The organism is Kitasatospora sp. NPDC052896 (assembly GCF_044547075.1).
Taxonomy (GTDB): domain Bacteria; phylum Actinomycetota; class Actinomycetes; order Streptomycetales; family Streptomycetaceae; genus Kitasatospora.
In genome coordinates this window covers 13149-29894 of record NZ_JBITZU010000008.1, presented here as the reverse complement: position 1 = coordinate 29894, position 16746 = coordinate 13149, and the positions used below count along the sequence as shown (strand labels likewise).

Here is a 16746-nt window from a genome sequence, read left to right as displayed (position 1 = left end):
GCCCCCGCACATGGGCATGAGCGTGATCACCTCGGTGGCGACCGAGGACGATGCCGAACAGATCCTCAAACTCCAGTACCTCGCCTACCAGGGCGAGGCCGAGCTCTACGGCGACTGGTCGATCGAGCCGCTCACCCAGACCCTGGAGAGCCTGCGCGCGGAGCTGGCCGAGCGTCATGTGCTGGTGGCCCGGCTCGGGTCCGAGGTGGTCGGCTCGGTGCGCGGCTGGGTCGACGAGGACGGCGTCGGCCGGATAAGCCGCCTGGTGGTCCACCCCCGGATGCAGCGACACGGTCTCGGCGGCCGGTTGCTGACGGCGGTCGAGGAGCGGCTGCTGGCCGAGCGCCCGGTGCGCGCCTTCCAGCTCTCCACCGGTCACCGCAGCCTCGGCAACCTGCGCCTCTACGCCCGCCAGGGCTACCGGCAGACCGAGGTCCGCCCGGTCAACCGGATGCTCAGCCACGTCATGCTGGAGAAGCCGGTCGAGGTGCCTCTCGCGACGGCGGTCTAGACCTCCCAGCAGCTCCTGACCCCGCCACCGCAAAGCCGCGGTGGCGGGGTCGTCGCGTTTTCACCCCTTGTGCCGCAAGGGTCGTGTCCGCGATCCGGACATCGGTTCCTGTTTTCTGGGACACCTGGCGGTCATCTGTTTTACTAGTCCGTATGACTGCGACGACGAAGACCACCGCCACCGGCACCATGCCGGCAGGTGTGCGTGGCATGTGTTGTCGAATGTGTCACCGCTGACCGGGCCATCGCCCCGCGGGCCGCTGTCCGCTCCCGTGCCCCGATCCGGCCCCCGGCGCTGAGCCGCCACCGGCCATCCCGCCATCCGGCACCGATCGAGGTCGACCCCCCCGCATGACCCTCCCGCCGCCCCGGCGCGGCGTCGCACGTCCGCGCCGTGACCCGGCCCGCGTGCTCCTCCGCCCCCGACCCACGGAAGCAGCTGTGATCACCACCAAGGCCCTCACCAAGGTCTACCGATCCCAAGGCCGCGAGGTGACCGCCCTCGACGGCGTCGACCTCTCCGTCCGCGAGGGCGAGGTGTACGGCGTCGTCGGGACCAGTGGCGCCGGCAAGAGCACCCTGATCCGTTGCGTCAACATGCTGGAGCGCCCGACCTCCGGCACGGTCACTGTGGACGGCGTCGAACTCACCGCGCTGCCCGGCGGCGAGCACCGGGCCGGACGCGAGCTGCGCGCGGCCCGCCGCCGGATCGGCATGGTCTTCCAGCACTTCAACCTGCTCTCCTCGCGCACCGTGCAGGAGAACGTCGAGCTGCCGCTGGAGATCACCGGCCTGGACCGGCACGAGCGCCGCCGCAAGGCCGCCGAACTGCTCGACCTGGTCGGCCTCGGCGACAAGGCCCGCAGCCACCCCGGCCAGCTCTCGGGCGGCCAGAAGCAGCGCGTCGGCATCGCCCGCGCGCTGGCCGGCGACCCCAGGGTGCTGCTCTCCGACGAGGCCACCTCGGCCCTCGACCCGGAGACCACCCGCTCGATCCTCCGACTGCTGCGCGACCTCAACCAGCAGCTGGGCCTGACCGTGCTGCTGATCACCCACGAGATGGACGTCATCAAGTCGGTCTGCGACTCCGCGGCCCTGATGCGCGGCGGCCGGATCGTCGAGGCCGGCACGCTCACCGACCTGCTCGCCGCCGAGGGCTCCGAGCTGGCCCGCGAGCTCTTCCCGCTCGGCGCCCCCGGCGCGGCCTCGCCCGGCAGCACCGTGCTGGAGATCACCTTCCAGGGCGAGAGCTCGGCGCAGCCGTTCGTCAGCCAGCTGGCCCGGACCTACCAGATCGACATCAACATCCTGGGCGCCGCGGTGGAGACCATCGGCGGCCGGCTGGTCGGCCGGATGCGGGTCGAGCTGCCCGGCGACCACCAGGACAACGTGGTGCCGATCGGCCACCTGCGCGAGCAGGGCCTGCAGGTGGACGTCCTCAACACGAACCTCGACACGAACCTCGGCCCGGGCCTCACCCCGAGCCTCAACCCGAACGGAGCGGCGGTATGACCTGGGACGACATGCAGCCGCTGCTCTGGCAGGCGACCCAGGAGACCTACCAGATGGTCGGCATCGCCACCCTGGTCACCCTGCTGCTCGGCCTGCCACTGGGCCTCCTGCTGGTGCTCACCGAGAAGGGCGGGCTGCTGCAGAACCGGCCGGTCAACAAGGTGGTCGGCGCGATCGTCAACGTCGGCCGCTCGCTGCCCTTCGTGATCCTGCTGGTCGCGCTGATCCCGTTCACCCGCTGGGTGGTCGGCACCACGATCGGCTGGCAGGCGGCCACCGTGCCGCTGGCGGTCGGCGCCATCCCGTTCTTCGCCCGGCTGGTGGAGAGCGCCGTGCGCGGCGTGGACAAGGGCCTGGTCGAGGCCGTCCACGCGATGGGCGGCGGCACCTGGGCGGTGGTCCGCAAGGCACTGCTGCCCGAGGCGCTGCCGGCCCTGGTCTCCGCGCTCACCACCACCGTGATCGCGTTGGTCGGCTACTCCGCGATGGCCGGCACGGTCGGCGGCGGCGGCCTCGGCAACCTCGCCATCACCTACGGCTACATGCGCTTCGAGACCTCCTTCATGGTGGTCATCGTGATCGAGCTGGTGATCCTGGTCACCCTGGTCCAGCTGCTCGGCGACCTCGTCGTCCGCAGGCTGTCGCGTCGCGGCGCCCCCACCGGACGGTGGGCGCGAGCGCGCCGCGCCGACGACGCGGCACCCACCGCCGCCCCGGCCGGCTGAGACCCCCCGAACCACCGCCCCGAAACCCGGGTGCGGCCGTAACAACCGACAACGGAGAAAGGCACTTTTCGTGCGTACCGTCCTGAAGTCCACCGCAGCCCTCGCCACCGCCGGCCTCGCGCTCTCCCTCGCGGCCTGCTCGTCCAGCTCCTCCGGCTCCACCGACAGCGCCGACAAGCCGCTGGTGGTGGTCGCCAGTCCGACCCCGCACGCCCAGATCCTCGACTACATCAAGGACAACCTGGCGGCCAAGGTCGGCCTGAAGCTGACGGTCAAGGAGGTCTCGGACTACACCCTGCAGAACCCCGCCGTGCAGGACGGCTCCGCGGACGCCAACTTCTTCCAGCACGTCCCCTACCTGGACGACTTCAACAAGACCCACGGCACCGACATCGTGCCCGTCGAGGCGGTCCACCTGGAGCCGCTCGGCGTCTACTCCAAGAAGGTCAAGAAGGTCACCGACCTGCCCCAGGGCGCCCAGGTCGCGGTGCCCAACGACGCCACCAACGAGGGCCGGGCACTCAAGCTGCTCGCCGACAACCAGGTGATCACCCTCAAGGCCGGCGTCGGCACCGGCGCCACCATTCACGACATCACCGGCAACCCGAAGAACCTCAAGTTCAAGGAGCTGGACGCGGCCCAGCTGCCGCGCGCGCTGGACGACGTGGACGCCGCCGTGATCAACGGCAACTACGCGGTCGGCGCCGGCCTCAAGCCCGCCACCGACGCGATCCTGCTGGAGTCGGCCGTCAACAACCCGTACGCCAACGTGCTCGCGGTGAAGAAGGGCCACGAGAACGACCCGCGGGTGCAGAAGCTGGCTCAGCTGCTCCACTCCGACGAGGTCAAGCAGTACATCGAGAAGAACTTCCAGGGCGCGGTGATCCCGGCCTTCTGAGCCGCGGACAGCCGCCCGACGGGCCCGGCCGCCACGCGCGGCCGGGCCCGTCGCGTTCCCCCGGCTGACGCTCCGTCGACCCGCGGCACCACCGGGCGCACGCGGGGCGTACCGTGGGTCCACGACCCGCGAGGAGAGACGGTATGCAGGCGAGTTTCCCCGAGACCGCGATCAGCACCGAACGGCTGCTGCTGCGCCCCCTGGAGGAGGGCGACGCGCCCGGGCTGACCGCCATGATGGCCGACGAGCTGGTGCTGGCCTGGACGGACATCCCGCAGCCCTACACCCTCCAGCACGCCCAGCGCTGGATCCGGCACGGCGCCCCCGCGCTCCGCGCCGAGGGCCGCGGCATCGCCTTCGGGGTCGTCGAGCACCTGACCCAACGCCTGGTCGGCACGCTCCGGCTGCACCGCACCGACTGGCGGCTGCGCAGCACCGAGGTCAGCGGCACCACCGCGCCCTGGGCCCGCGGCGAGGGCTACGCGGTCGAGTCGCTGCTCGGGGTGGCCCAGTGGCTCTTCGAGGACCGCGGCTTCCACCGGCTGGAGCTGCGCACCGCGGCCGGCGACACCGCGGCCCAGCAGGTCGCGCAGAAGGCCGGCGGGATCAGCGAGGGCGTCCTGCGCAGCGCCTGGATAGTGCGGACGGGCGAGGCCGGCACGCCGGGCGACGAGAGCCGCAGCGACCTGATCCTGTGGAGTCTGCTCCCCGAGGACCTCGACCCGGCCGATGTCGCGATCCGACATCCGACGACGGACCGTTTCGTCCTGCACGACTGATCTTCGTCCCGATGTCCGGCCCGGGTCGACGACACCGGGTAACCTCTGCACCTGGGCGGAGGGCCGCGCCGCGGGGGTGGAGTCACCCCCCGCGCCCGCGACCGTCCGGCCGCATTCCAGGGCCCGGCTCCGCGCACCGTCGCGCGCCACGGCCGAGTCGTGCGCGGGAACCGAGGGAGAACAGCCGCGATGGCGGACCGGATCACGGTCATCGGGTGGGACGGCACGCCGCTGACCGAGGCGGCCGGCGCGGCACTCGCCGCCGCCACCCTGGTCGCAGGGGCGCCGTACCAGCTCAACGCACTGCCGGTGCCGGCCGCCGCCGAGCGGATCGCACTGGGCAGCGTCGAACTGGCGGCCCGTCGCATCGCCGAGCACCGCGGCGCGGTGGTGGTGGTCGCCGAGGGGGACCCGGGCTTCTTCGGTGTGGTCCGCACCCTGCGCCGACCCGAGTACGGCCTGGAGCTGGAGGTGCTGCCGGCGGTCTCCTCGGTCGCCGCGGCGTTCGCCCGGGCCGGCATGCCCTGGGAGGACGCCCAGGTGGTCAGCACGCACGGCGGGCGGCTGCGCCGGGCCGCCAACGTCTGCCGGGCGCACAGCAAGGTCGCGGTGCTCACCAGCCCGGACGCCGGGCCCAGTGAGCTGGCCCTGATGCTGCGCGGGGTGCACCGCACCTTCGTGGTCTGCGAGGCGCTCGGCACCCCGGACGAGGACGTCCACGTGCTGACCTCGGAGCGGGTCGCCGACCACGACTGGCGCGAGCCGAACGTGGTGCTGGTGATCGGCGGCGCCGCCCAGCCGCGGGTGATGGACGCCCCCTCCGGCTGGCTGGCCGGACGGCCGGTCGGCTACCCCGGGGACGAGCGCGGCTGGGGGCTGCCCGCCGACGCGTACGACGGCGAGGCCGCCGACGAGCTGTCCGCCGAGACCCGGGCGGTGGTGCTGGCCCGGCTCGGCCCGGGCCCGGGTGACCTGGTGTGGAGCGTGGGCTCCGGCAGCGGGGCGCTCGCGGTGGAGACCGCGCGGTTCGGCGCGGCGGTGGTCGCCGTCGAGGCGGACGCGGCGGCCTGCGCGCGGATCACGGTCAACGCGCGCCGTTACGGGGTCGAGCTGGAGACCGTGCACGGCACCGCGCCGGAGGTGCTGGGCGGGCTGCCGGAGCCGGACGCGGTGGTGGTCGAGCACGGCGGGGGAGCGGTGGTGGCGGGCGTGCTGACCCGTCGTCCGGCCCGGCTGGTGGCGGTGGCCGGCAACCTCGCCGAGGCCGAGGAGATCCGCACGGTCGCGCTGGCGGCGGGTTACCAGGTGGAGGGCGCACTGCTGCAGTCCACGCCCCTGCGGTCCCACGGTGCGCTGTCGCTCGGCACGGGGGAGAGCAGCCTGGTGCTCTGGGCCGAGCCCAGCTCGTAGCAATTGAGGAGGATTCGGGCATCGGTTCGATGGGCCGTCGGTCGGGGCCGGTAGTCTGACGGTCCGCCCACTTCCCGGGGACCCCGGGGCGGCGGCCCGTCCGACGTGGTGCAACGCACATCCGCGTGGGAGTGTGGGCATTCGACTGACACGCACCGGACCGGGAGAATGTGCCCGGGCCCGGGGGCGGTCGTGCCGGTTGCCCCGGGCTGTCGTTAGTTCAGGTGACGGTGTGCGGTGTGGCCGGTCCCTCGGGGGCGGATGCACCGGCACCGGGTGCCGTGAACCAGCCGGGCGGGACCACGGACGTCGCGCGGCCGCGCGACGCCCGTCAGTTGTTTCAGGGGCGGGCCGGTCCCGGGCCCGCCCGGAACGGGCGGTGCGCCTCGGTCGGCGATCGGGTCGCCAAGGACGCGGAAGCGGCCTGGAAGGAGTGTTGAGATGACCGACGGCGGTCACGTCCCCAGCGAGGGACTGCCGGAGCACCTGCTCCCCGAGACCGGGAACGATCCGGCGCAGGGAGGTGGCGGGTGGGGCACCGACCTCGCCGGCCAGGCCGTGCCCGCGGGCAGCCCGCACCCCGGCTACACCTTCCTCGACCAGCCGGACCGGCCCGACCACCTCGACGACGAGGACGACGTGCTGCTGATGCCCGGTCCGCAGGGCTCCTGGACCGAGGCCGCCACGCCGGTCGTGCCGCTCACCGAGGCGCTCGGGGCGCAGGGCGGGGCCGGGTTCCCGGTCGCGCCGACCGTTCCGCAGCAGCCGGCCGGTCGGCCGGTCGCGCCGAACTTCCCCACTCCGGCCGCCCCCGTGCCGGTGGCCCCGGTCGAGGCCGTCCCGGTCATCGCCGAGCCGCCGGCCGTCGAGTCGACCGTGGCGCTGTTCACCGTGGCCGACCCGGCCGAGCAGGCCCCGGCCGGCACGCCCGTCGAGCCGTCCTGGCCGCCGCTCGCTCCGCCGGTCGCCGCGCCCGGTGAGGCCGCCGCGGCGCCCGCGCCGGCCGGTGAGGCCGCTGCCGCCCAGCCGGTGCCGCCGGCGGCCGTGGAGCCGCAGCCGGTTCAGGCCGCCGTGCCGCAGCCCACGACGCCGCAGGAGGCCGCGCCGCAGCCGGCCCGCCGGCCACTGCACGCCGGGCCGCCGATCCCGGACCCGTCGCTGATGACCGGTCAGGTGCCGGTCCGCTCGCTGGCGGACCGCGGCCCGTCCGGGCCGGGCGGTACCCCGCCGCACGGCGTCCAGGTCCAGCCGGCCGCCGTCCCCGTGCCGGCCACGCCGGTGGCCTTGGAGCCCGTGGTGCTCCCGGCCCAGGCCACCGCTCCGACGGCGGACGAGGCGCCCGCCGTCGTGGACGCCGACCAGCAGCCGCCGGCCGCCGTGGCGGGTGCTCCGGCCGTCGCGGATGCCGCCGCTGCCGCTGCCGCGGCGGCATCCGCTGCCCCGGCGCCGGCTCCGGCCGCGGTGGAGGCCGCCGCCGAACCGGCGCCGGTGGTGCTGCCCGGCCAGCCGCGCCGGATCGCCGCCTTCCTGGCCGCGCCCGCGCCGCTCGGTCTGACCGTCACCGATCCCCTGACCACCGGCGAGGCCCAGCCGCAGCCGGCCGCCGCGCCGGCCGAGGCCCCCGTCGCGCCCGTCGCCGAGCCGGCGGCCGTGGAGCCCGTTGTCGAGGTGCCCGTCGAGGCCGCGCCCGTCGAGGTGCCCGTCGAGGTGCCCGCCGTCGTCGAGGTCCCCGTCGCCGAGGACGCCCCCGTCGAGGCCCCTGCCGTCGAGACCCAGGCGGTCGAGACCCCGGCCCCCGAGGGCCCCGGGATAGCGCCCACCGGCCCCGAGGCCGCCGCGCCGGTGCCTGACGAGCAGGCGCCCGCGGAGACCGCCGCCGGCACCGGTGTGATGTCCTCGGCCACCGCCGTCTCCGAAGCCCCGGCCGAGCCGGCCCCCGAGGCCGATGCCCCCGTGGCGCCCGTGGCCGAGCCGTCCGTCGAGGCCCCCGCCCAGCCCGAGCCGGTGGCCGCCGAGGAAGTGCCCGCCGCCGAGCAGGGCACCGAGCCCGCGGCCGAGGCCGCGTCCGTCGACGCCCTCGAAGCCGAGGCGGCCCCCGAAGCCGAGGCGGACGCCCCCGCCGAACCGACGGCCGAGCCGGTCGCCGAGGCCCCGCAGCCCGCCGAGCAGGCCGAGCAGGCCGAGCAGGCCGAGGTCCCGGAGGATCCCGAGACCCCGCGCCCCCCGGCCGCCGCCGGCTACGACGAGGCCATGCGGGACGCCGTCCACCAGGTCATCCGCGAGCGCCGCGACATCCGCAACGGCTTCCGCTCCGACCCGGTCCCGCACGAGGTGCTGCTCCGCGTCCTGGAGGCCGCCCACACCGCCCCCAGCGTCGGCTACTCGCAGCCCTGGGACTTCGTGGTGATCCGCTCCTCCGAGACCCGCCGCAAGATGCACGAGCTGGCCGAGCGCCAGCGCGAGGCCTACGCGGACTCGCTCCCCAAGGGCCGGGCGAAGCAGTTCAAGGAAATCAAGATCGAGGCGATCCTCGACACCCCGGTCAACATCGTGGTCACCGCCGACCGCACCCGCGGCGGCCGGCACACCCTGGGCCGGCACACCCAGCCGCAGATGGCCCCCTACTCGGCCGCGCTGGCGGTGGAGAACCTCTGGCTGGCCGCCCGCGCCGAGGGCCTGGGCGTCGGCTGGGTGAGCTTCTTCGACGAGGAGGAGATGGTCCGCGAGCTCGGTCTGCCCGAGCACCTGGAGGTGGTCGCCTACCTCTGCGTCGGCTACGTCGACTCGTTCCCGGACGAGCCCGAGCTGCAGCAGCAGGGCTGGGCCAAGAAGCGCCCGCTCTCCTGGGTGGTCCACGAGGAGCAGTACGGCAACCGCGCGCTGCCCGGCGAGGAGCCGCACAGCGTGCTCTCCGAGGCCCTGCGCACCATCCGCCCGCTGGACGCCAAGGCGCTCGGCGAGGCCTGGGACCGCCAGAAGCGGATGACCAAGCCCGCCGGCTCGCTCGGCATGCTGGAGATCATCTCCGCGCAGCTCTGCGGCCTGGGCCGGAAGTGCCCGCCGCCGATCCCCGAGCCCGCCTGCGTGGCGATCTTCGCCGGCGACCACGGCGTGCACGCCCAGGGCGTCACCCCCTGGCCGCAAGAGGTCACCGCCCAGATGGTGGCCAACTTCCTGGCCGGGGGAGCGGTGGTCAACTCCTTCGCCGCGCAGGTCGGTGCCGAGGTCTGCGTGGTGGACGTCGGCGTCAAGGCCGAGCTGCCGGACGCCATCCAGCAGGGTCGGACCACCGGCCTGCTGCCGCGCAAGGTCAAGCCGGGCACCGACGACATGACCCAGGGCCCGGCGATGTCCCGCGAGGAGGCGCTCAAGGCGCTGGAGATCGGCATCGAGACCGCCCGCGACCTGGTCGCGGCCGGCAACCGGATCCTGATCACCGGCGACATGGGCATCGCCAACACCACCGCCTCGGCCGCCCTGATCGCGGTCTTCGCGGGCGCCGACCCGGCCGAGGTCACCGGCCGCGGCACCGGCATCGACGACCAGACGCACGCCCGCAAGGTCGAGGTGGTCCGCCAGGCGCTGGAGCTGCACCAGCCCGACCCGGCCGATCCGATCGGTGTGCTCGCCGCGGTCGGCGGCCTGGAGCACGCGGCCATCGCCGGCTTCCTGCTGGGCGCCGCCAGCCTGCGCACCCCGGTGATCCTGGACGGCGTGATCGCCGGCTCGGCCGCGCTGGCCGCCAAGGCCATCGCGCCCGAGGTGCTGGCCGCCTGCATCGCCGGCCACCGCTCGGCCGAGCCCGGTCACCAGGCCGCGCTCGCCAAGCTCGGCCTGCGTCCGCTGATCGACCTGGACCTGCGGCTCGGCGAGGGGACCGGCGCCCTGCTGGCCCTCCCGCTGGTGCAGAGTGCCGCCCGGGCGATGCACGATGTAGCCACCTTCGATTCCGCCGGCGTCACCGAGAAGGCCTGAGGGCCCGGAGGTGGACCCGCGCCGGACCACCTCCAGGCCCTGAGCCCGTTCGCTGGTCCCGCGGTACCCGGCCCGAGGGCGCGCCGGGTACCGCGGGCCGCGCCGTACCCGAAACCCTCCCCGCCCTCCAGGAGAGTCCGCCGATGAGCGCGCCCAACCCCCACCCCAGCACCGAGGGCCGCACGGCCTACCCCGTCGGCCTGCTGCTGGCCGGCCGCCGGGTCGTCGTGGTCGGCGGCGGGCAGGTGGCCCAGCGCCGGCTGCCCGCGCTGATAGCCGCCGGTGCCCGGGTCGAGTTGGTCTCCCCGAGCACCACCCCCGCCGTGCAGGCGATGGCCGACGCGGGCGAGATCGTCTGGCACCGGCGCGGCTACGCCGAGGGCGACCTCGCCGAGGCCTGGTACGTCCTGGTCGCCACTGACGACCACCTCGTCAACCAGGCGGTCAGCGCCGAGGCCGAGCGGCTGCGGGTGTTCTGCGCCCGTAGCGACGACGCCGCGGCCGCCACCGCCTGGACCCCGGCCACCGGCCACGACGGCGGCAGCACGGTCGCCGTCCTCACCGGCGACCCGCGGCACTCCGCCGCGCTGCGCACCGCCATCGTCGAGGGGCTGCGGGACGGCAGCCTGAGCGCCCGTCACGACCGCACCCGGGCCGCCGGGGTGGCCCTGGTCGGCGGCGGCCCCGGCGACCCGGACCTGATCACCGTGCGCGGCCGCCGGCTGCTCGCCGACGCCGACGTGGTGGTCGCCGACCGGCTCGCCCCGCGCGAGCTGCTCGCCGAGCTTCCCCCGCACGTCGAGGTGATCGACGCCTCCAAGATCCCCTATGGCCGCCAGATGGCCCAGGAGGCGATCAACCAGGCGCTGATCGACCATGCCAGGGCGGGCAGGTTCGTGGTCCGGCTCAAGGGCGGCGACCCCTACGTCTACGGGCGCGGCGGCGAGGAGCTGCTGGCCTGTGCCGAGGCGGGCATCCCGGTCACCGTGGTGCCCGGCATCTCCAGCTCGATCAGCGTGCCGGCCGCGGTCGGCATCCCGGTCACCCACCGCGGGATGACCCAGGAGTTCACCGTGATCTCCGGCCACGTCGCCCCCGAGGACCCGCGCTCGCTGGTCGACTGGGAGGCCGCCGCCCGGATGCGCGGCACCCTGGTGCTGCTGATGGCGGTCGAGCGGATCGGCGCGATCGCCGCCAAGCTGGTCGCCTGCGGCCGGTCCGCCGACACGGCCGTCGCCGTGATCCAGGAGGGCACCACGGCGGCCCAGCGCCGGGTCGACGCCACCCTCGGCACGGTCGCCGCCACGGTCGCCGCCGAGGGGGTGCGTCCGCCGGCCGTGATCGTGATCGGCGAGGTCGTGCACGTCCTCGACCCCGCCACCCGCCCCACCGCCTGAGCGAGAGCACGTACCTGCCATGGCCGAGCCCGTCCTGATCACCGACCCCGCCGACCCCCGGCTGGCCGACTACACCGGCCTGACCGACGTCGAGCTGCGCCGCCGCCGGGAGCCCGCCGAGGGCCTCTTCATCGCCGAGGGGGAGAAGGTGATCCGGCGTGCCCTGGCCGCCGGTTACCCGATGCGGTCGATGCTGCTCACCCCCAAGTGGCTGGAGGTCATGGCGGACGTGATCGCTGCCGCGGACGCCCCGGTGCACGTGGTCGAGCCGGCCCTCGCCGAGGCGGTGACCGGCTACCACGTGCACCGCGGCGCGCTCGCCTCGATGGCCCGCAAGCCGCTGCCGGCCGCCGCCGACCTGCTGGCCGGGGCCCGCCGGGTGGCCGTGCTGGAGGGGCTGGTGGACCACACCAACCTGGGGGCGATCTTCCGCAGCGCGGCCGCGCTCGGCATGGACGCGGTGCTGCTCTCGCCGGACTGCGCCGACCCGCTCTACCGGCGGGCCGTCAAGGTCTCGATGGGCGCGGTCTTCGCGGTGCCCTACGCCCGGCTCGACCCGTGGCCGGGCTCGCTGGAGACACTGCGCGGGGCCGGCTTCCGGCTGCTCGCGCTGACCCCGGCCGAGGGCTCGGTCGAACTCGCCGAGGCCGCCCCGCACCGGCTGCCCCGGGCCGCGCTGATGCTCGGTGCCGAGGGCGACGGCCTGACCGCCCGCGCGCTGGCCGCCGCCGACCAGCGGGTCCGGATCCCGATGGCGCACGGCATCGACTCGCTGAACGTCGGCGCCGCCGCCGCGGTCGCCTTCTACGCCGTCAACGCGGGCTGATCCGGCCGTTCCGCCAGGCCTCCCAGGCCGCCAGCCAGCGCGCCCGTGACTGGTCCAGCTCCGGGGCGGCGTCACCGAGCGCCGCCCGTCGGGTCCAGTAGCGTTCCCACGCCTGCTGCGCGGCCCGGCTGGCGACCCGCTCGCCCAGCGCCCCGTGCCGCAGCGTCTCCTCGAACGCGGCGGCCCGCAGCCCGGCGTCCGCGGCGAACCAGGGCGCGTCCTGGCGCAGCCGGGTCAGCTGGCCGACCAGCGAGGCCAGCAGCGCCTCGGCCCGATCGGCGTCGCAGCCGGCCGCCCGCGCCTGCTCGGCCACCGCCCGCCGCCACAGCGCCCGCTGCGCCTCGCCGGCCGCCGGCGCGCCCGGCAGGTGACTCTCCAGCAGCGCCCGGACCGCCGCGATGCCGGGCACCGGCACCGGCTCCGACTGGGCCCGTCGCCCGGCCGCGTACCGCTCCCGCAGCGCCTCCCGCTCGGCGACGTACGGCCCGAGGTCCGGCACCACTCCGATCCGCACCCGCTCCGGCGCCAGTCCGCGGCCGACCACGGTCACCCGCTGCCCGTCGGCCGTCAGCCGCAGCGCCCAGACGCCGTCGAGCCGGCACAGCTCGCCGCCGTCCGGCAGGGTCGTGAAGCTCGGCTTCCCGGCGGCCGGCCCGGCCTCCGCCTCGGCCGCCAGCGCCGCGAGCAGGGCTGCCCGGACGTCCTCGGGCTGCGCGGCGCTGCCCGGCGGTCCGGTCCGTACGGTCACCAGCGGTCCGTCCGGCGCGTCCCGATCGCCGTGCACCAGCTGGACGGACTGCCAGGCCTCGCCCTCGCGGCCGAACTCGGCGAGGAACGCCGGGGTGAGCACGGGCTCGCGCAGCCCGTGGATCGGGAACGGCGGATGCTCCGCGAACCCGGCCAGCATGGCGAAGTACTGTTCCAGGAGCCGTGGGTCACCACCCGCTACGTGCTTCATGCCGGCAGTCTGGCACCGCGTCGCTCGCCGGGAAGGGTCAAGCGGCGTGATTTGAGCTTTCCTTGATGATTGATCAGAAGTGATCGATCAGACCCGGTCAGCGATCATTCGCGCGCACTCCAGTGCCTCGGCCCGGGTGGTGTCCACCCACAGGTCGTACCGCACGCCCTGGTGGACCAGCTCGGCCTGCCGGCGTGCCATCCCCGGCACCCGGTCGCCGCGGGCGAGTTCGCGGCCCTCGGCGACCGCGGGCTCGCAGCGCACGCCGACCCAGAGCACCTCCAGCCCGCGCAGCGCCTCCCGCCAGCGGGCCTGGGACGCCGGGCCGCCGAGGAACACCTCGTCCACCACGATCCGGGCGCCGGCCCGGGCCATCGACGCGATCCCCTGGCTCCAGGCCACGTCCAGTGCCCGGAAGGCCGGACCGGTGTCGACCCGTCCCTCCGGTCCGAAGGAGATCCCCGAGTCGCCCCGCCGCAGCGAAGCCGGCAGCGCCGCCACCAGGGTGTCCGTGCCGAGGGTCAGCCACGGGTCGGGCAGCATCGCCTGCAGGCAGCGCGCGATCCCCGACTTGCCGGAGCTGGACGCGCCGTTGAGCATGATCACCTGAGTCGTCACCGCGTCACCCTAGCCAGCCCGGTGGCCGCCGGCGAGCGGAATTCAGCCGCCGACCGTGCCGCCGGCGCTCCCGGTGCCGCCGGAGATCCCGGCGCCCGGCCAGGACTCCTCCAGCGAGCCGTCCGGCCGGACCGCGTAGCGGGTGGTGGACACCGCGCCGGTCTGGGTCACCCGCTCCTCGCGCACCAGCGCGCCCTCCTCCAACCGCCAGCTCGCCGCCGCCTGCGGATCCGCCGCCGACGAGCGCCCGGTCAGCAGCACCGGCGAGCCGTCCGGTCCGGAGCCGAAGAGCTCCACCAGATCGACCGGCATCGACCCCTCGGTCCGCCGCAGCACCACTACGGTCGCCGCCGTGCCCCGGTAGCGGGCCTGCAGTCTGGCGGCCAGGGTGACCGGCGCGCCGTCCCCCGTGCTGTGGCCGCCGTGCAGCTGGATCCGCGGACCGCCGGCGGGGTCGGGGTAGTTGCGGTCGGCCCAGTTGACGGTGGCCGCCGCGGCGTTGGCGGGCCCGAGGCCGGACCCCGCGGTGCCGGTGCTCTGACCGGCCAGCGCGGCCGCCTCGGCGGGCTGCTGACCAGCGGGGCCGGCGTCGGCGGAGAGCCCGATGGCCGGCGCGCCCGTGCCGCCCGGCGTGCCGGCCGCACCGGCCGGGACCGGCGCCAGGCCCTGTGCGTGGCGGTTCTCGCAGCCCTGGGCGGTGGCGATGGCCAGCGCCACCCCGACGGTCACCACGATGAAGACCACCAGGCGCTGGCGCAGCAGCCGTCGCCGGGCCTCGCCGGACCGGCCCGGCAGCGGAGTGTGCTGTCGCTCCCGACCGGCGCCGCGGGCCCGGACCGGGCGCTCCTCCGCGGCCGGCCAGGGCATCGGCGTGGCCGGCGGCTGGCCGGGGCCGCCCGGCCGGCGCGGCGGCCCGGGGTGGCCGGCGCCCCGCACCGCCTCCCGGCCCTGCTCGACCCGGGGTCGCCCGCCCATCCGTCCGGGTGCGCCCGGCCGCCCGGCGACCCGCAGCCGCCCGCTGTGCCCGGCCTCCTGCGCCTCCTCCTCACGGGCCGCGACGCCCTCGGCCTCGCGCGCCGGCGGGTGGCCGGGCGGCACGGCCGGCGCCGGGGGCGGCACCGCCGTGGCGCGCCCGCGCGGCCCGGGGGCCCGCGCGGCCAGCTCGCTGAGCCGCTCGTGCAGGTGGGTGGCGGCGGGCCGGTCCAGCGGCTCCTTGGCCAGGCAGGCCCGGATCAGCGGCGCCAGCGGGGCGGGCACCTCGGAGAGGTCGGGCTCCTCGTGCACGACCCGGTAGAGCATCACCTCTGACGAGGCGCCGGACCCGAACGGGGTGTCACCGGTCAGCGCGTAGGCCAGCGTGGCACCGAACGCGAACACGTCGGTGGCCGGCGTCACCGCCACGCCGCGGACCTGCTCGGGGGCCAGGAAGCCCGGCGAGCCCACCGCCGTCCCGACGTGGGTCAGCGTGCTGGCCCCGCGCGACCAGGCGATCCCGAAGTCGATGATCCGCGGGCCCTTGGGGGAGAGCAGGATGTTGGAGGGCTTCAGGTCGCGGTGCACCACCCCGGCCTCGTGCACCTTGACCAGGCCGTCCGCCAGCGCGGCGCCGATCCGCGCGGCCTCCGGCCAGGGCAGCGGCCCCTCGTCGCCGACCTTCTTGTACAGCGAGGGGCCGGGGACGTACGCGGTGGCCAGCCAGGGGCGGTCGGCCTCGATGTCCGAGCCCACCACCCGGGCGGTGCAGCCGCCGCGGATCCGCGAGGCGGCGGCGATCTCGCGGGCGAACCGGGTGCGGAACTCCGGGTCCTCGGCCAGCTCGGCCCGGATCAGCTTGAGCGCGACCCGCTGCCCCCGCCGGTCGGAGCCCAGGTAGACCACGCCCATCCCGCCCGCGCCGAGCCGCCGGTGCAACCGGTACGGGCCGACGATGCGGGGGTCCTCACGCCTCAGCCGCATCATCGCCATGTCGTTCCCCGTCGACCCGTGAGGTGGGCAACCCGTGAGGTGGCCCCGCGTGGTGGGGCGTCGTCAGATTCCTGCCGGGCACAGCTTACGGACTGTCGGCTGCGGTGTGCTGATACGCAACACGCGAACCGCCGGTGGGATTGTCCGATCTGCTCGTCCCCGGCCCGGGGGACCGGCACCCTGCCACCGACCCCCTCCCTCCAGGGTCGCACAACGGGACCGGGCCACTCGCCGCCCGGGTGCCTCGGGGTCGCTCTCAGGGTTCCCTCGGGGGTGCGTACGACCCGGCCTCCACCTGCGGTAGTAGTCCGCCGCCCCCACCCTCATACTCCCGGACCGTCCGGGAACCGTACGCGGGCATGACGCCGGGCGGCACCCCCGGGCCCTAACTTTGAGGCAGCGGTGGGTGGGCTACTCGTCCCCCGAGTCCAACCGCCCACCGCGGCAGCCCTTCCAGCCGACCGACCGAGACCAGCACAGGAGCGGGATCATGGCACTGCAGCTCTCCGGGGCCGTCCGGCGGCGGCTGCCACTCGTCGAGCGGCTGACCGGGGCCCGGCGTCCGGCGCGCGAACAGCGCCACCCGGTCGTCGCCGTGGCGATCGCCCTGCCCTGCGCCGTCGCCCTGCTGCTGCTCTTCGGCGGCTGGGAGCAGATGCTCGCGCAGACCAGGGCGGTGGCCCAGTTGATCGGGCGCTGACCCCTGGGGACGGGGTTCGGCGCCGGCCGACGGCGGGTGTTCCCGCGCAGCTCGCAGGACGGGTGAGCGCGCGGGTACCGCCTGCCGCGGTCCAGGTGAATGCCGTGCTCGTGGCACCGGTGAGGGTGTCCCGGGCACGGCATTCACGTATCCGGCCACGGCCCCAACTGCCCTGCCCCACAAGCCCGGACAGCACGAAGGGCCACCGTCACAGGGACGGCGGCCCTTCCTCTTCGGTGCGCGATACTGGGATCGAACCAGTGACCCCTACCGTGTCAAGGTAGTGCTCTCCCGCTGAGCTAATCGCGCCGGTCCGGTACGGATACCGGTCTGGCAGGTGGCGGCACCGAAGTGCCACCGAAGATCCCGGAGGACCTGGGTGCGCGATACTGGGATCGAACCAGTGACCCCTACCGTGTCAAGGTAGTGCTCTCCCGCTGAGCTAATCGCGCCGGTCCGGTACGGATACCGGT

General features: G+C 75.3%; 12 protein-coding genes, 2 tRNA genes and 1 pseudogene. 10 read left to right on the top strand and 5 right to left on the bottom strand.

Annotated elements, in window-relative coordinates; genetic code table 11:
- Positions 1-10: 10 nt before the first annotated feature.
- The 9 genes from ACIGXM_RS18335 (at position 11) to ACIGXM_RS18295 (ending at position 12032) form a co-directional block, all read left to right on the top strand.
- A complete protein-coding gene (locus tag ACIGXM_RS18335) occupies positions 11-511 on the top strand; it encodes a GNAT family N-acetyltransferase (RefSeq protein WP_396562017.1) in 501 nt (166 codons plus the stop codon).
- A gap of 440 nt (positions 512-951) precedes the next feature.
- Entirely contained in the window at positions 952-2022 is a 1071-nt protein-coding gene (locus tag ACIGXM_RS18330; protein WP_396562015.1) for a methionine ABC transporter ATP-binding protein, read from the top strand.
- Positions 2019-2747 carry a methionine ABC transporter permease gene (locus ACIGXM_RS18325; protein WP_396562013.1) on the top strand — a complete coding sequence of 243 codons (729 nt, stop codon included), beginning with the start codon at positions 2019-2021 and terminating at the stop codon, positions 2745-2747. Before ACIGXM_RS18330 ends, ACIGXM_RS18325 begins: the two co-directional genes overlap by 4 nt.
- Before the next feature lie 70 nt (positions 2748-2817).
- Complete coding sequence (locus ACIGXM_RS18320; protein ID WP_396562011.1) at positions 2818-3645, top strand: MetQ/NlpA family ABC transporter substrate-binding protein; 828 nt, start codon at positions 2818-2820, stop codon at positions 3643-3645.
- A gap of 143 nt (positions 3646-3788) precedes the next feature.
- Entirely contained in the window at positions 3789-4424 is a 636-nt protein-coding gene (locus ACIGXM_RS18315; RefSeq protein WP_396562009.1) for a GNAT family N-acetyltransferase, read from the top strand.
- Positions 4425-4613: 189 nt separating this feature from the next.
- Entirely contained in the window at positions 4614-5834 is a 1221-nt protein-coding gene (cbiE, locus tag ACIGXM_RS18310) for a precorrin-6y C5,15-methyltransferase (decarboxylating) subunit CbiE (protein WP_396562008.1), read from the top strand.
- 441 nt (positions 5835-6275) lie between these two features.
- On the top strand, positions 6276-9809 hold the full coding sequence (cobT, locus tag ACIGXM_RS18305; RefSeq protein WP_396562006.1) for a nicotinate-nucleotide--dimethylbenzimidazole phosphoribosyltransferase: 3534 nt from the start codon (positions 6276-6278) through the stop codon (positions 9807-9809).
- A 143-nt stretch (positions 9810-9952) separates the two neighbouring features.
- Positions 9953-11206, top strand: a complete 1254-nt coding sequence (gene cobA, locus ACIGXM_RS18300) for a uroporphyrinogen-III C-methyltransferase (RefSeq protein ID WP_396562004.1) — start codon at positions 9953-9955, stop codon at positions 11204-11206.
- A gap of 19 nt (positions 11207-11225) precedes the next feature.
- Entirely contained in the window at positions 11226-12032 is an 807-nt protein-coding gene (locus tag ACIGXM_RS18295; RefSeq protein WP_396562002.1) for a TrmH family RNA methyltransferase, read from the top strand.
- Here the strand turns inward: ACIGXM_RS18295 and ACIGXM_RS18290 are convergent.
- The 3 genes and pseudogenes from ACIGXM_RS18290 to ACIGXM_RS18280 all read right to left on the bottom strand — a co-directional run.
- On the bottom strand, positions 12019-12990 hold the full coding sequence (locus ACIGXM_RS18290; protein ID WP_396562000.1) for a hypothetical protein: 972 nt from the start codon (positions 12988-12990) through the stop codon (positions 12019-12021). The genes ACIGXM_RS18295 and ACIGXM_RS18290 overlap by 14 nt on opposite strands.
- A gap of 87 nt (positions 12991-13077) precedes the next feature.
- Entirely contained in the window at positions 13078-13608 is a 531-nt protein-coding gene (gene cpt / locus ACIGXM_RS18285) for a chloramphenicol phosphotransferase CPT (protein ID WP_396561998.1), read from the bottom strand.
- A gap of 609 nt (positions 13609-14217) precedes the next feature.
- Positions 14218-15573 (bottom strand): annotated as a pseudogene (locus tag ACIGXM_RS18280) (serine/threonine-protein kinase); the annotation flags it as partial.
- Positions 15574-16063: 490 nt separating this feature from the next.
- Between ACIGXM_RS18280 and ACIGXM_RS18275 the strand changes: the two are divergent.
- The gene (locus ACIGXM_RS18275) at positions 16064-16273 is read left to right on the top strand and encodes a hypothetical protein (protein WP_396561997.1); all 210 of its coding nucleotides are present in this window, start codon (positions 16064-16066) and stop codon (positions 16271-16273) included.
- 237 nt (positions 16274-16510) lie between these two features.
- On the opposite strand, the gene ACIGXM_RS18270 is transcribed toward ACIGXM_RS18275, so the two are convergent.
- Together ACIGXM_RS18270 and ACIGXM_RS18265 are read right to left on the bottom strand one after the other, a co-directional pair.
- Positions 16511-16582 (bottom strand) — tRNA-Val (locus ACIGXM_RS18270).
- A gap of 71 nt (positions 16583-16653) precedes the next feature.
- Positions 16654-16725 (bottom strand) — tRNA-Val (locus ACIGXM_RS18265).
- Between the last annotated feature and the right edge of the window lie 21 nt (positions 16726-16746).